This window comes from Nocardia sp. XZ_19_369 (assembly GCF_015355715.1).
Classification (GTDB): Bacteria; Actinomycetota; Actinomycetes; order Mycobacteriales; family Mycobacteriaceae; genus Nocardia.
In genome coordinates this window covers 229532-243833 of record NZ_JACVED010000004.1, presented here as the reverse complement: position 1 = coordinate 243833, position 14302 = coordinate 229532, and the positions used below count along the sequence as shown (strand labels likewise).

The following is a 14302-nucleotide window of genomic DNA, read 5'->3' as shown; positions in this document are numbered from 1 at the left end:
CACACAAAAGTTCAGCGCGCGCACTGCGGGACGGATTCACCGGGCCTGGCCTCGACTGTCGGCACGTACGGCGGCCGATCCACCGAGGTGGTGACCGGGCACAGCCGCACGACCTGCGGGCCGGGACCGGTGCGGTTGCCACTGTTGTCGAAGATGATCGGCCCGCCCGCCCCCGGCACCGCCGCGTCCGGCGCGGAGAAGCCGCTGATCGTGGCGTTCACCTGACTGCGCTGCACCGGCGAGGTGGCGGGCAGGCTGCGCAGGGCGGTGGCGATGGTGGTCACGGCGTCGTAGGCGTTGACCGCCCAGCCGTCGCCGACATGGGCGAGGTCGAAGCCCGCCTCATCGAAACTCCGCTCGAATTCGGTCCAGTTCGGGTTGCCCGCCTGCGGTCCGTCCGCGCCGGCCACCAGCGTGAACAGCATCCGCACCCGGCCGTCGGCGAAGGTGCGCGAGCCGAGCGCCTTGGTCCGCAGATCTTCCAGTGCCGGATCCGACTCGACGGTGCGCAGCCGGTTGCCGTCCGACGTGCTGACCACCGTGACCGAGGTCGCGGCGCACTGGCCGTTCGAATACGCCTCGTCGAGCGCGTACAGCAGTCTGCCGAGGTCGCGACCGCGGGCGATGTAGGCGATCGTCACGTCTTTCACGGTGGCGCACACGCGTTTCGCGGTCTGCGGCACGGTACTCGGCTCCGTCGTGTCGAACTTGACCTCGAGCAGGTTGCCGCCGTACTGGCGCTGCAGGAACGGCAGCGTGGTGCAGGTGTAGGGGTCCGAGCCGCCGATCGGCACCATGATGAAGTCCGGCCGCGCGGTGACCACCGCGCCGATGGCCCGCACCTGCACCGCTACCCGGAACGCGACTCGGTAGTAGTAGTCCCTGCCGATGCCGCGTGGATAGGAGATGTCTTTGTCGCACCCGTCGAATTCCGGGTTGTCGCCGCGCGAGCCGTCCTGGTCGAATCCTTCCGCGGTGACCACGTCGGCGACCATCGGGATCTTCGCCGCGGCAAGCGCTTCCGCGACCTCCGCGGTGATCTGATCGCTGAGGCCGATGCCTGCGACGGCGACCACATCGGCCCGGTCGGCCAGCTTCCTGGCGACCCCGAGTGGGTCGCCGTTGCCGTTGTAGTTACCGATCTGACCGACGACCAGCTTCATCGGATGCAGGCAGCCGGTGCCGTTGGCCCGGCGCTGACCGGCCGCCATGCCCTCCAATTCGTGCACCGCCCTGCTGCCCGCCAGCTCGTCGGTCATGGTCAGCAGCACGCCGACGGTGGCGGGGGTCCCTGGGCATTCGTCGGCGGCCGCGCGGTTCTGTTCGGCGATCACGCCCATCACCGGGGCGAACGCATCGACCTCGAAAGCGTAAGACCCCTCGGACAATCCGACACAGCGCGCGCCGGCCTGCCAGGCGTCGGAGTCGGGCAGCCAGCTCTCGTTGCAGGTGACCGCATGGTGTAGTGGCTCACGGAAGCCGAACCCGGCGCCCGCCAACAGCAGCAGGGTCAGCACCAGCCCCAACCGCACCCAGTCGGTCCACGGGCGCGGAAAAGGGCGGTCACGCTTCGGGAAGATGCCTAGCCGGTATCGCGATGCCACGATCGGGTCTCCTTCCGCCGCAGCGGGTCACTGGAATTGGTCAGCGAGGCCGTGATATCTGTTGGCGCGCACCAGGAACGGCAGCTTGTGCGGGGCATGGTCGGCCAGCTTCTCGTAGCTGTGCTCGATCCGCGAACACAGCAGCGACTTCTGCTCCGGCGCGGTGATCCGGATATCCGACTCGAACGCGGGCACCAGCGCGACCAGGACCGCGAGATACTCGTGCAAGGTGTGGGCGCGATCGTCGCCGTCGATCAGATCGCGATCCCGCGCGGACGGGTCCGGTGTCTCGACGACCTCGTCGAACAAGCGCAACCACTGCGCGGACGGCAACTCGGGCAACCGCTCCGCGAGCTCGCCGACCACCGCGTCGCGACCGCTCAGCAGGCGAGCGTGGTGCAGCCTGCTCGCCCGATCATCGGTGGCGACGTTGTCGCGGAGATGACCGAAAACCCTTGCCCAGTCCTGCCCTTCGGTGCGGGTGCCCAGCGCGCGCAGGCCGAGCAGCCGCGCCAGCGCCGGCAGCCGATCCTCGCCACCGGGAGCTGCGGACCACATCGACCGCAATTGGAACAGCGGCGAATCGTGCTCGACCCCGGCGGGCAGCAGCGCGACCAGACCTTGCGCCTCGGTTTTGTGCCTGGCCGCCGCGACCGTGACGAGCGCGGTCGCCAGCTCCCGGCGGAAGAGCTTGTGCACGCTCAGGCCGCGCACGAAGACGCGCAACAGATGTTGCTCGACGGTGGTGCCGGATTCGGGTCCCGGACTCCGCAGCAGGCCGTCGAGGTCGCCGAGCAGGTCGCGGTCGTGTTTGATCCGGCGAAGCAGGTAGTCCGTTCCCGCGGGATGACCCCTGGTGAGCCGGTAGATCGATGCGCCGATGTTCTCCGACTGGTACGGGTCGACATCCTTGGCCATCAACTGGACATCGCTCAGTCCGAGTTCCGGCAACCGCACCCGCGCCCACGGCGACCCGGCGGCCGCGATCCGCGGCGGCGCGAGCGGTTCGGGCAACACCGTCGGCGCGGGCACCTGCCCGACCAGCCCGTCGACCAGCGCACCGGAGCTGACGGTGACCAGCGCGAGTGGATCGGACAGCCGGGCGTTGGTCGCCGCGATCGACTGCCGGACCCGCAGCAAGGAACCGGTGAAGGAGGTGGCCGCCGACGCGTCACCGTCGTCGATCAGCACCAGAATATTCGAGGTGCGCCAGTTGACCTTGGCGACGCTGTGCCGCAGGTCCGCGAGGAACGCGCCGACCAGCACATCGTCGACCCCACGTCGGATGATCGGATCGGTACTCCTGGCGTTGTTGCTGAGTTCGATCAGCGTGTGCTCGGCATCCAGGCGCAGGCCCAGGTCCTGGTGGGCGAACCACGCGGCGTTCGGACCCCAGGTGAACCTGCTCATCAGCCGGCCGCCCATCAGCCGGTCGACCACCGCGTCGGAGATCGCGTTGGCCACCCCGGGTGCGATCACCTGGGCGCCCGGCACCTGGATGTTGGCGGCCAGCGACCCGGCCAGATTGATCAGGTTGCGAACGAATCCGATGAGGGCGGAGCGGCGCTTGTATCGGTTGAGCAGCAGGTGCAGCTGGGCGAGCTGCTCCTCCGGTGGGACGCCGTGGAAATCCTCCGCGATCACGATCTGCGCGATGACCACCCGATGGAACGCGACGGCGTAACCGGGGATGTCGGCGCTGAGCCCGAGCATGGCCGCGGCCAGCACCGTCCGCAGCGGATTGTGCATGTCGAAGGGGCGTTCCAGCGGCCGGACCAGCACCGAGGGCGTATGCCCCTTCCACTTGTCGAGGACCTTGTTCAGCAGGGCGGTCCGGCCGGAGCCGCCGCACCCTTCCACGACCAGGACCGGCTTCGGCGGCCGTACCGCGTCGGTCGCCGGAACCTCGATCAATGTGTCGATCAATTCGAGAAGATCGGTGCGCCCCACAAACACCAAGCATCGCCTCCCTGGGCTTGGCGTCACCATAACAACAACCAGGGGCTCGCGGTAGCCGGATTAGGCTCGGAGACAACGTATTAGGGCAATAAGCGAACCAGTCGCCGGTTCGAACCAACCGGCCTGGACCTTAAGCCTGTGCCCGGCGGCCGAGGCGCCGCCGGGTCACAAGATCGACTAGATGACGTGCCAGGCCTGCAAGAGGTAGGTGATGTTGGCGGCAATGGACGTCACGACGTTCGCGAGATTCAAAGCGGACGAACCCAGATCGATAAGCGGCACCGAAATTCCTCCATCAGATGGGACTGCGAAATCCTCTCCAATGTAATGATCGCCGGGTGAGCTCGCGCCGGTTGATCACTGGTGGCCAGTCCGCCGGAATGCGCGAATACGGTGCGAAATCACGTGGCGGACAGGGGTTTCAGGCGAGTCGGGCAATAGTTCGGTCGACGTATGTTGTGAGACAGTTCACCGACAATTGCGCCACACCGATCACATTCTGCACATATCGGGAAAAGCGGTCATGTAGGTGTAATGGACTGCGCTTTGCAGGACGGTACTGCCCAGCACATCGGCTTCGTGCAGTCACGAGGGAGAGCCTCCGCCAGATGGCTCGGAGCGAGCTCGCGGCCTGGGACAGGGTGCCCGCCTGCAACCCGCACTCCGGGCAACTGCCTCTTGCTTTCCGCAGATGCGGCAATAAACTACGAATCGTGTCGGATTTGCGGATCAGTGAGGTGGCGGTGCTGGCGGGTGTCAGTGACGACACCGTGCGGCGATGGATCGAGCAGGGCAAGCTGACCGCGATCCAGCTCGGCAACGGGCGCAAGGGGGTGCGCGGGCGCGAGCTGGCCGAATTCCTGCAGGCCAATGCGGAGACCCCGGAGCCGGGTGTCACCGTGGCCGCGTCCGCGCGCAATCGGATGCGCGGCATCGTGACGCGGGTGCTCAAGGACACGGTGATGGCGCAGGTGGAGATGCAGGCCGGACCGTTCCGGCTGGTGTCGCTGCTCAGCCGGGAATCGGTCGACGAGCTCGGGCTCGAGGTCGGCAGCGTCGCGGTGGCGTCGGTCAAGTCGACCCACGTCGTGGTCGAGATTCCGGAAAGTTGATGAGGTCGAGGATGATTCGTGGGCTGAGCGCCGCTGCCGTTGCCGCGGTGACCGCACTGACCGTGGTGGGCTGCTCGGACGACCGAGCGGCGCCTGCGGGCGGCGGCCAGCTCGGCGGCACCGTCACGGTGTTCGCCGCGGCCTCGCTGACCGAGACGTTCACCGAGCTGGGCAAGCAGTTCGAGGCCGCACACCCCGGCGTTCGCGTGGTCTACAGCTTCAGTGCGAGTTCGGCGCTGGCCGAGCAGATCAACCAGGGTGCACCCGCCGACGTCTTCGCCGCGGCGGCACCCAAGAACATGCAGCAGGTGCGGGACAAGGGCGAGGTGACCGGCGCGCCGAGCACCTTCGTGCGCAACCGGTTGGAGATCGCGGTCCCCAAGGGAAACCCCGGCCGCATCACCGGCCTGGCCGACTTCGGTAAGACCGAGCCGAAGCTCGCGCTGTGCGCCGAACAGGTGCCGTGCGGGGCCGCCGCGAAGACGGTGTTCGCGGCGGCGGGCGTCACGCCGCAGCCCGATACCCGCGAGGCCGACGTGAAAGCGGTGCTGACCAAGGTCAAGCTGGGCGAGGTGGATGCCGCGCTGGTGTACCGGACCGATGTGCTGGCCGCGGGGGCGCAGGTCGAGGGCATCGACTTCACCGAGGCGGCCGAGGCGATCAACGACTACCCGATCGCGCCGCTCGCGCACGCGCCCAATTCGGCTGCCGCCGTGGCGTTCGTCGACTTCGTGCTGTCCGAGCAGGCGCGGGCGGTGTTCGCCGAGGCGGGATTCGACGCACCGTGACGCGACGCCGGGCGGTGCGGGGACGACGCCCGCTGGTGCTCGTCTTGCCCGCACTGTTCGCCCTGGCGTTTCTGCTGGTTCCCCTGGTCGGGCTGCTGGTGCGAGCGCCGTGGCGCAGCATGCCCGATCGCCTGCTCGATGCCGAAGTCGGTCAGGCCCTTCAGCTTTCGCTCGTGACCGCGAGCCTCGCGACGGTGATCTGCCTGATCCTCGGCGTGCCGCTGGCCTGGCTGCTCGCGCGCGGTGAGGTGCGCGGTCGCGCAGTGTTGCGGGCGCTGGTGACCGTGCCGCTGGTGCTGCCGCCCGTGGTCGGCGGTGTCGCGCTGCTGCTGGTGCTGGGTAGACGCGGGCTGGTCGGTCAGTATCTGTACGAATGGTTCGGTGTCTCACTGCCTTTCACGACGGCGGGCGTGGTGCTCGCGGAAGCGTTCGTGGCGATGCCCTTTCTGGTGATCTCGGTGGAAGGCGCACTGCGGGCGGCGGATCCGCGCTTCGAGGAGGCGGCGGCGACACTGGGCGCGTCGCGCTGGTTGACCTTCCGGCGGGTGACGCTGCCGTCCGTGCTACCGGGTGTCGTGGCGGGTGCGGTGCTGTGCTGGGCGCGCGCGCTCGGCGAATTCGGTGCGACGATCACGTTCGCGGGCAACTTTCCCGGGAAAACCACCACCATGCCGCTGGCGGTCTACCTGGCCCTGGAAACCGATCCGGCGGATGCGATCGTGCTCAGCCTGGTGCTGCTCACGGTGTCGGTCGCCGTGCTTGTCGCATTGCGCGAGCGGTGGATTCGAGGCGCCGTATGACGTTGCACGCCGAATTACGGGTCACGCGCGGCGATTTCGACCTCGATATCGAATTGTCCGTGGCGCCTGGTGAAGTCGTCGCCCTGCTCGGCCCCAACGGTGCGGGTAAGACCACCGCGTTGCGGACGCTGGCCGGGTTGACACCACTCACCGACGGGGTGCTGCGGATCGGTGAAAAGACTTGGGACGCACCACCGAAGGTGTTCGTGCCCGCCGAACATCGCGAAGTCGGCGTGGTCTTCCAGGACTATCTGCTGTTCGGGCATCTGAGCGCACTGGACAATGTCGCGTTCGGCCTGCGCGCCCGCGGCCACCGCCGCGCCGCCGCGCGAACCCGCGCCATGCAGTGGCTGGACCGCGTCGGCCTCGCCGACCAGGTGCACGCCAAACCGCGTGCCCTGTCCGGCGGCCAAGCCCAACGCGTCGCCCTGGCCCGCGCGCTCGCCACCGAGCCCGCACTGCTCCTGCTGGACGAGCCGCTGGCCGCGCTCGACGCCAGCACCCGTCTGCGCGTGCGCTCCGACCTCGCCCACCATCTCGCCGACTATCCCGGCCACACCGTGCTCGTCACACACGACCCGCTCGACGCGATGGTGCTGGCCGACCGGCTCGTCATCCTCGAAAACGGCGTGGTCGTCCAGGAAGGTTCCCCGAGCGAGGTGGCGCGCCGCCCCCGCTCCGACTACGTCGCGAACCTGGTGGGCCTCAACCTTTATCGCGGCACGGCCCACGGCACCACCGTCGAGCTCGACACCGGCGGCACCCTCATCGTCGCCGAGCCCGGCACCGGCCCGGTGCACGTCGCCTTCGCCCCCAGCGCCGTCAGCCTGCACCCCGACCACCCCACCGGCAGCCCGCGTAACGCCTGGCCGGTCACCATCTCCGGCATCGAACAGCACGCCCACACCATCCGCCTGCGCCTGGACGGCACCCCGCCCGTCCTCGCCGACGTGACCCCCGCCACCGTCGCCGACCTACGCCTGCGCCCCGGCCTGAAACTCTGGGCCGCGCTGAAAGCCACTGAAACTCATACCTATTCAGCATAATTTCCACGCCCTCGACGGCGCGACCAGCGGCTGCCGGAAAACCGCTGATCAAACGGGGTGCAGTGCTCAGCGGCGTGTTGCGCTGGACACGGCCGGAGCCGGAAAAGTCTGTCGGTGCGCGGTGGCACTGTTCCCGCCATGCCGAGCATCCGCCACGAAGCGCCCCTCGAATTGTTGCGCCACAACCCGGAATTGGCTGCCGCGCTACTGGCGGATACCGGCATCCAACTACCCGCTGGAGCCATCGCCACGATCAGCGACAGCAACCTCAGCACCTGCAACCCGCCCGAGTTCCGTGCCGACGCCGTCACGCTGCTCCGCGGCATCGGCGGCGACAAGCTCGCCGTCATCACCGAATCCCAATCGGCCCCACCCAAACGCGGCAAACGCCGGGCCTGGCCGGCCTACGTCGCGGTGGCCCAATCCCAGCACGACTGCGACGCCGTCCTGGTCGTCATCGCAGCGAGCCAAGCCACCGCACACGCCTGCAGCCGCACCATCCACACCGGCCACCCCGGATTCAGCCTCGCCCCCATCGTCATCGGCCCACACAACACCCCCGACCCCACCAACCCGGCCTTCGCGCGCGTCGCCCCCGAGCTCACCGTCCTAGCCGCCCTCACCCACGCCCTCGACCTCACCGAAGACGCCAACCGCCGCCTGGTCCTGGATAACCTCTCCACCCTCGATCGCGAGACCCGCACGACATACACTCGACTTGTCCGGCACGCCGCCTCGGACGCGGCCAGAAAAGCCCTGGAGGAACTCATGGCCAGCCCTACTTACCGTGACGACTGGGTCGACGGTCTGCTCGACCAAGGACGCGCTGAAGGCGAAGCGCGTGGCGAGGCGAAAATGCTGTTGCGAGTCCTTGCCGCACGCGGGTTCGCAGTCCCTGACGACCTCCGGATACGCGTCGAATCGTGTCTGGATACCGTCCAGTTGGAGGAATGGGGCGACAAGGCGATAGCAGCCGACTCGCTGGATGCGATCTTCGGCAACTAGCGAATCCGTCGACTGCCTGGAGGAACTCATGGCCAGCCCTGCCTATACCGACCAGCTGGAAGCGTGGATGGACAAGGCGGCTGTCGCCGATTCTCTCGATGTGGTCTTCGGCAACTGATCGACAGGTCTCCAGCAGACCTCTGCCTTCTCGATCCCTCACAACGCGAATCCGTGTTAACTTAGACGAGAATCGCAACTAACTTAGCTGATCGGAGAGGGCTATGAGGTCCGCCGTCATCGTCGATGTCGTTCGTACCCCGTCGGGCAAGGGGAAGGTTGGGGGTGGGTTGTCGGGGGTGCATCCGGCTACCTTGCTCGCCGGGGTGCTGGCCGAGTTGGTGGCGCGCAACGGTCTGGATCCGGCGCTGGTCGATGATGTGGTCGGCGGGTGCGTGACGCAGAGCGGTGAGCAGGCGTTCAATATCAGCAGGACGGCGGCGCTGGCTGCGGGGTTCCCGGAGTCGGTGCCCGCGACGACGGTGGATCGGCAGTGCGGGTCGAGCCAGCAGGCGGCGCATTTCGCGGCGCAGGGCGTGATCGCGGGGGCGTATGACATCGCGATCGCCTGCGGGGTGGAGTCGATGAGCCGGGCGCCGATGTTCTCCAACGCCCAGGGCAAAGACGCGAACAAGGAGCCGCTGGCGCATCGGTATCCGGAAGGTCTTGTGCAGCAAGGCATCGCGGCCGAGGTGATCAGTGCGCGGTGGAAGTTCGACCGGGTCGCGCTCGACGAGTTCGCGGCGCGCTCGCACCGGCTGGCCGCGGAAACGGCCGCCGCAGGCGGATTCGGGAACGAACTGGTCGCCGCGGGCACCTTGACCGCGGACGAGACGATCCGCCCCACGACCACCGCCGAGGGCTTGGCGGGGCTGAAGCCCGCGTTCGTGGACGACCAGTTCGCTCAGCGGTTCCCGGAGATCGAGTGGTCGATCACGCCGGGCAACTCCTCCCCGCTGACCGATGGCGCGTCGGCCGCGTTGATCATGAGCGAGGAAGCGGCGAACAAGCTGGGCTTACGCCCCAGGGCACGGTTCCACTCCTTCTCGGTGGTCGGCGACGACCCACTGCTCATGCTGACCGCCGTCATCCCGGCCACCCGCAAGGTGCTGGAGCGGGCAGGCCTGAGTATCGACGACATCGACGCCTATGAGGTGAACGAGGCGTTCGCCCCGGTTCCGCTGGTGTGGCAGCACGAGCTGGGCGCGGATCCGGCCAAGCTGAACCCGCGCGGCGGCGCGATCGCCCTCGGCCACCCCCTCGGCGCCTCCGGCACCCGTATCCTGGCCACCATGGTCAATCATCTCGAACAGACCGGCGGCCGCTACGGCCTGCAAACCATGTGCGAGGCAGGCGGTTTGGCCAACGCCACCATCATCGAGCGCCTCGGATGACGCGCACCGAGCACCGACCCGTCGAGCAGGTGATCCAATGACCGCGGCACTCGCTGGCCTCGATCTCCCAGCGCTGCAACGGTATTTCGAGGCCAACGTGCCGCAAACCGCAGGGCCGCTGACCGCATCGCTGCTGAAAGGCGGCAAATCCAACCTCACCTACCGCCTGAACGACGGGACCAACGACTGGGTGCTGCGCCGCCCACCGCTCGGCCCGCTCACCCCCACCGCGCACGACATGGCTCGCGAATATCGCATCGTCGCCGCCCTGCAGGACACGAATGTGCCTGTCGCACAGGCGGTCACATTGTGCGAGGACACCGAGGTGATCGGTGTCCCGTTCGCGGTCGTCTCGTTCGTGGACGGCCACGTCCTGCAAGACGGCGACCAAACCGCCGCACTCACCACCGAGCAGGCCCGCGCCTGCTCGGCAGCACTGGTCGACACCCTCGCCGCGCTGCACGCGGTCGACTACACCGCCGTCGGCCTCGCTGAATTCGGCCGCCCCGCCGGCTATCTCGGCCGCCAAGTGAAACGCTGGCGCGGCCAGTGGGACCGCGTCGCCACCCGCGAACTCGACGCCCTCGACCGCCTCACCGACGCGCTGCGCACCGCACTGCCGGAGCAGGCGGCCGAGACCATCGTGCACGGCGACTACCGCCTGGACAATACGATCGTGGCCCGCGACGACTTCGGCACGATCGCCGCTGTGGTCGACTGGGAGATGGCCACGCTCGGCGACCCGCTCGCCGATCTCGGCCTGCTCCAGGTCTATTGGGACGATCGCTGCGAACCGGTGCTCGGCGTCCGGCACGCGCCGAGCGCCAACCCGGGCTTCCTGTCCACCGAGGAGATCGCCGAACGCTACGCCGCCGCAACGGGTTACTCGCTGGCGCACCTGCCGTTCTATCAGGCCCTCGGCTACCTCAAGTTGGCGGTCATCGCGGAGGGCATTCACCAGCGCTTCCTCGCGGGCAAGACGGTGGGTGAGGGCTTCGCCACGATCGGCGCGGCCGTGCCGCTACTGCTCGACGCCGGCCTCGAAACGCTCGGCGGACGGTCCGCGGCATCCTGACCACCGGCAAGCACGTGATCTGAGCCTCAGCGGCCCATCGACGCTCATCGCCGGAGTTACGCTCGAACCCGAAGTCCTGTGATAGGACGGCAAGGGAAAGGGCCCGGATGGCGAAGGTCTTCTCGCATCTCGACAACGCGCTACGCAAGTTCATCGGTGAGCAGTCGATGTTCTTCGTCGCGACCGCACCCTCCGAAGGCGGCCGAGTCAACCTGTCTCCCAAGGGCTACCGCGACACCTTCGCCGTGCTCGACGACCACACCTTCGCCTACCTCGATCTCTACGGCAGCGGCGCGGAAACCATCGCGCACCTGCGCGACAACGGGCGCATCACGGTGATGTTCTGCTCGTTCTCCCGCACCTCGCGGATCCTGCGGCTCTTCGGCACCGGCCGGCTGGTGCGTCCGGACTCCGCCGAATTCGACACCCTCCGACCGCATTTCGGTCTCCAGCACCCCGGCCTCCGCGGCGCCATCATCGTCACCGTCGATCGCATCGCCGACTCCTGCGGCTACTCGGTCCCCTACCTCGAGCTCATCGACGAACGGCCGGTGCTGGACAAATTGCACGGCGGCCGCAGCGACGACGAATTCGCCCGCCGCATCGTCGGTGACAACGCGACCAGCATCGACGGCCTCCCCGCGCTCGAGCCGGACCACCCGATCCCCTCCGCCATCCCCCGGTAGCCACCCAGGACGCCGTCGAACTCGCGGACGGCGTCCGGGTGCTTATCGAGGTCACCCCGGCGGCGGGTGCTTACCGCCCGCTCGGCAGCGGCGTCAGCGCCGCCAATTCCTGCTGCACCAGCCGATCGTGCGCGTCGGCCTCGGCCGCCGCCTTCTTCGGGTTCCAGTGCCCAGCCATCAGGAAGACGAACGGCAGGAACGCGATCTGCGCGATCAGGCAGATCCACCACCACCGCTCCCACTGGTTCGGCGAATCGGCCTGAGCCTGCTGGACCTCTTTCGCATGCGCGGCCAGATAAGCCTGATCGTCGGCGGGAATGCTGCCGACCGCCTGGAGTTGCTGCCCCGCCTGCTCGAGCTTCGCACCCACATTGCCCAGAACAGCGAGGTCGGCGGGCGGAATCTGCTGGACCGCGGTGAGCCGGATGATCGCCTGATCCGGCGGGATACCGAACTTCTTCGCGACCTGTCCCACCGCCGCGAGCCCGGCGGTCCCGTCCTGCGGGTTCGCCGCGAGTGCCGCCTGGGTGGCCGGTTCGATGGCCTGCAGCGTCGCGAGTTCGTCGGTGTATCGGCCGCTCAGCACGAACGCCTGCTGGATCTCGGCGGGCGACGCACCGGTCAGCTTGTGCAACGCCGTCACCATGGCCACCTGGTCGTTCGGGTTCTTCCCGAGTGCCGCAAGGGTTTCCGGCCCGACCTGTTGGATCGTCGCCAACTGCGGACCGTACTTCGACTGGATCTCGTGCAGCCGCGGACCGTGGTTGACCAGCGGACCCGCCGCGTTCACCACCACGAGCAGGCCGAAAAGCACCACGGTGACGACACTGCGCAGCGTGCCACCCCACACCGCGAGGCCCACCGCGGTCGCCGCCGGATTGCGCTGCTCCACGGTCTCGGTGAAGCTGGCCATCCAGGTCGAGTAGGCGATCCCGGTGCCGACGGCGATGATCACGAAGACCCAGGCGAAGGTGTAGTAGTCGGTGCCGGGCTCGTCGGTGTACCCGATGAACAGATACATGCCGACGAGGCTGATCAGCGCGCCGACGATCATGAACGGCTTGCGCACCTTGAGGTAGTCCGAGGCGATGCCCGCCAGCACCAGGGCCAGCGCGTTCGCGGTCCAGTACCAGTTGCCGAGTGCGTTGGCCTTGGCCGGGCTGAAGCCGAAATTCGTGGCCATGTAGACGGGCAGGAAGGACACGATCGTGTAGAAGAACGCCAGGAAGAGGCTGATGGCCAACGCCGACCCGACGATGTCGAGATGCAGCATCTGGCGCCACTGCCCCCGTTCCAGCGCACGCACATCCAGTCCGCGGGCCCGCGCTTCGATCAATGCCCGGTCGCGCAGCGACACCATGATCTGATCGCGCAGTTGCGGGCTGAGCTCACGCAGACCGACCACCGCGATCACCGCGATGACCAGGCAGATCACCCCGCACAGCCGGTAGTGGTACTGCCAGTCGGGATGCGCGTCCAGCGTCCGGGTGGAGATCTGAGTGGTGACCAGGGCGCCGATCACCGGCCCGAGAGTCCAGAAGCCCATGGCGGAGGCGCGGCCGAGTTGCGGCGAGAAGTCACGGATGAGCGCGGGCGTGGCCACGAGGACCGCGCCTTCGACGATGCTCACCAGGCAGTAGACGACGAGGTATTGCTCCTTGGTGGTGGTCGCGGGCACCGCGAACAGCGTCAACAGCGAGCAGATCACCACGCCGTAGGCGACGATATTGGCCCGTCCCCACCGGTCGAGCACTCCCGCGAGCACCGAGGCGGCCGCGCCGAACGCGGCGCCGATGATGAAGATCCAGACGAAGTAGGCGAACGAGAGGTCGAAATAGGCGATCAGCTCGTTGCCCACCGCGCCGGTGACGAACAACTGGTAGTAGAGCGCGATCGAGGTGATGACGACGACGGTCAGATACCAGGAACGGGCGGGGGTATCGGGATAGTGCGGTAGCTTGCGCTGCCACAGCCCGGTGAGAATGGTCGGCGGGGCTGCGGTGGTGGTCGAACTCATGGTCGAGATGCCTTTCTAGCCACGGCATCTCGTCCAGTTCTACGGCGAGCCAGCACGAAGGAGCCGGGTGGCAACAGGCTAGTGATAGCCGTCACCGGCCGCAGGCATTTCGACCCACGAGACCGAAACGTGTTCTAGTTCGAAATCCTGGGATGAAATATCTGAGCGCTCGCTCGGACATCCACGAATTCGATAATGCGGAAACACATTCGACCTGCGAGAAATACTCTCGAACTCGGGCAGTAATGTCCGCCCGCTAATCGCTCTGAAATAGCCCGGTGCCTACCGCATTGCGCGGCAGGCACCGGAGACGCATCAGAGGTAGGCGCCGCACACGGGCCAGGCGCCGGGGCCCTGGGTGGCGAGCACGTTCTCCGCGACGCGGATCTGCTCGGCCCGGCTGGCGTTGCTCGGGCTGCCGACGCCGCCGTTGGCGGTCCAGGTGCTCTGGGTGAACTGCAGGCCACCGGAGAAGCCGTTACCGGTCTCGATCCCCCAGTTGCCGCCGCTCTCGCACTGTGCGACGGCGTCCCAGTCGTTGGCCGACGCGGTGGCGGTGGACAGGCCGAAGGGGACGGCCACGAGGGCGCCCAGTGCGGCGGTGAAGCCGAGGACGCGGGTATTGAACTTGCGATTATGCGACATATGAGTTCCTGCCTGCGCCTACCGGCCCGGCATCTGCTCGCCGTGCCCCTGTCCCCAGGGAGGTCGGGGATCCTCGAACCGTGGGACAGGGTCACCGGCATTCAACGGTTCGAGTTCGAGCCCGTCATCGATCGGGCTCCGGCGACGGTAGCGAAGAAATCGCTACTAATCACG

General features: G+C 67.7%; 12 protein-coding genes. 8 read left to right on the top strand and 4 right to left on the bottom strand.

What is annotated here, in order from left to right:
* Positions 1–11: 11 nt before the first annotated feature.
* Both IBX18_RS16460 and IBX18_RS16455 read right to left on the bottom strand, forming a co-directional pair.
* Positions 12–1604, bottom strand: a complete 1593-nt coding sequence (locus tag IBX18_RS16460; protein WP_306796286.1) for an ABC transporter substrate-binding protein — start codon at positions 1602–1604, stop codon at positions 12–14.
* A 27-nt stretch (positions 1605–1631) separates the two neighbouring features.
* Positions 1632–3563 (bottom strand): hypothetical protein, encoded by a 1932-nt coding sequence (locus IBX18_RS16455; RefSeq protein WP_194834525.1) that lies wholly within the window; start codon positions 3561–3563, stop codon positions 1632–1634.
* A gap of 713 nt (positions 3564–4276) precedes the next feature.
* Between IBX18_RS16455 and IBX18_RS16450 the strand changes: the two genes are divergently transcribed.
* The 8 genes from IBX18_RS16450 to IBX18_RS16415 all read left to right on the top strand — a co-directional run bounded on the left by IBX18_RS16450 (position 4277) and on the right by IBX18_RS16415 (position 11466).
* Positions 4277–4675 (top strand): molybdopterin-binding protein, encoded by a 399-nt coding sequence (locus tag IBX18_RS16450; RefSeq protein ID WP_135232677.1) that lies wholly within the window; start codon positions 4277–4279, stop codon positions 4673–4675.
* An 11-nt stretch (positions 4676–4686) separates the two neighbouring features.
* Positions 4687–5463, top strand: coding sequence for a molybdate ABC transporter substrate-binding protein (gene modA / locus IBX18_RS16445; RefSeq protein WP_194834524.1), 777 nt, complete (start codon positions 4687–4689; stop codon positions 5461–5463).
* Complete coding sequence (modB, locus tag IBX18_RS16440) at positions 5460–6263, top strand: molybdate ABC transporter permease subunit (protein WP_306796285.1); 804 nt, start codon at positions 5460–5462, stop codon at positions 6261–6263. The genes modA and modB overlap by 4 nt, the downstream gene beginning before the upstream one ends.
* The gene (locus IBX18_RS16435) at positions 6260–7309 is read left to right on the top strand and encodes an ABC transporter ATP-binding protein (RefSeq protein ID WP_194834523.1); all 1050 of its coding nucleotides are present in this window, start codon (positions 6260–6262) and stop codon (positions 7307–7309) included. The genes modB and IBX18_RS16435 overlap by 4 nt, the downstream gene beginning before the upstream one ends.
* A 138-nt stretch (positions 7310–7447) precedes the next feature.
* A complete protein-coding gene (locus IBX18_RS16430) occupies positions 7448–8314 on the top strand; it encodes a hypothetical protein (RefSeq protein ID WP_194834522.1) in 867 nt (288 codons plus the stop codon).
* 221 nt (positions 8315–8535) lie between these two features.
* Complete coding sequence (locus IBX18_RS16425) at positions 8536–9705, top strand: thiolase family protein (RefSeq protein ID WP_194834521.1); 1170 nt, start codon at positions 8536–8538, stop codon at positions 9703–9705.
* 37 nt (positions 9706–9742) lie between these two features.
* Positions 9743–10780 (top strand): phosphotransferase family protein, encoded by a 1038-nt coding sequence (locus IBX18_RS16420; RefSeq protein ID WP_194834520.1) that lies wholly within the window; start codon positions 9743–9745, stop codon positions 10778–10780.
* A gap of 107 nt (positions 10781–10887) precedes the next feature.
* Positions 10888–11466 carry a pyridoxamine 5'-phosphate oxidase family protein gene (locus tag IBX18_RS16415; protein WP_194834519.1) on the top strand — a complete coding sequence of 193 codons (579 nt, stop codon included), beginning with the start codon at positions 10888–10890 and terminating at the stop codon, positions 11464–11466.
* 70 nt (positions 11467–11536) lie between these two features.
* Here the strand turns inward: IBX18_RS16415 and IBX18_RS16410 are convergent, their stop codons facing one another.
* The gene (locus IBX18_RS16410) at positions 11537–13483 is read right to left on the bottom strand and encodes an MFS transporter (protein ID WP_194834518.1); all 1947 of its coding nucleotides are present in this window, start codon (positions 13481–13483) and stop codon (positions 11537–11539) included.
* A gap of 315 nt (positions 13484–13798) precedes the next feature.
* On the bottom strand, positions 13799–14128 hold the full coding sequence (locus tag IBX18_RS16405) for a transglycosylase family protein (RefSeq protein WP_194834517.1): 330 nt from the start codon (positions 14126–14128) through the stop codon (positions 13799–13801).
* Positions 14129–14302: the final 174 nt, after the last annotated feature.

Coding starts and splice junctions, on each gene's coding strand:
- modA (WP_194834524.1), top strand. CDS start 4,687: ATGATTCGTGGGCTGAGCGCCGCTGCCGTTGCCGCGGTGACCGCACTG.
- IBX18_RS16435 (WP_194834523.1), top strand. CDS start 6,260: ATGACGTTGCACGCCGAATTACGGGTCACGCGCGGCGATTTCGACCTC.
- IBX18_RS16430 (WP_194834522.1), top strand. CDS start 7,448: ATGCCGAGCATCCGCCACGAAGCGCCCCTCGAATTGTTGCGCCACAAC.
- IBX18_RS16425 (WP_194834521.1), top strand. CDS start 8,536: ATGAGGTCCGCCGTCATCGTCGATGTCGTTCGTACCCCGTCGGGCAAG.
- IBX18_RS16420 (WP_194834520.1), top strand. CDS start 9,743: ATGACCGCGGCACTCGCTGGCCTCGATCTCCCAGCGCTGCAACGGTAT.
- IBX18_RS16415 (WP_194834519.1), top strand. CDS start 10,888: ATGGCGAAGGTCTTCTCGCATCTCGACAACGCGCTACGCAAGTTCATC.
- IBX18_RS16410 (WP_194834518.1), bottom strand. CDS start 13,483: ATGAGTTCGACCACCACCGCAGCCCCGCCGACCATTCTCACCGGGCTG.
- IBX18_RS16405 (WP_194834517.1), bottom strand. CDS start 14,128: ATGTCGCATAATCGCAAGTTCAATACCCGCGTCCTCGGCTTCACCGCC.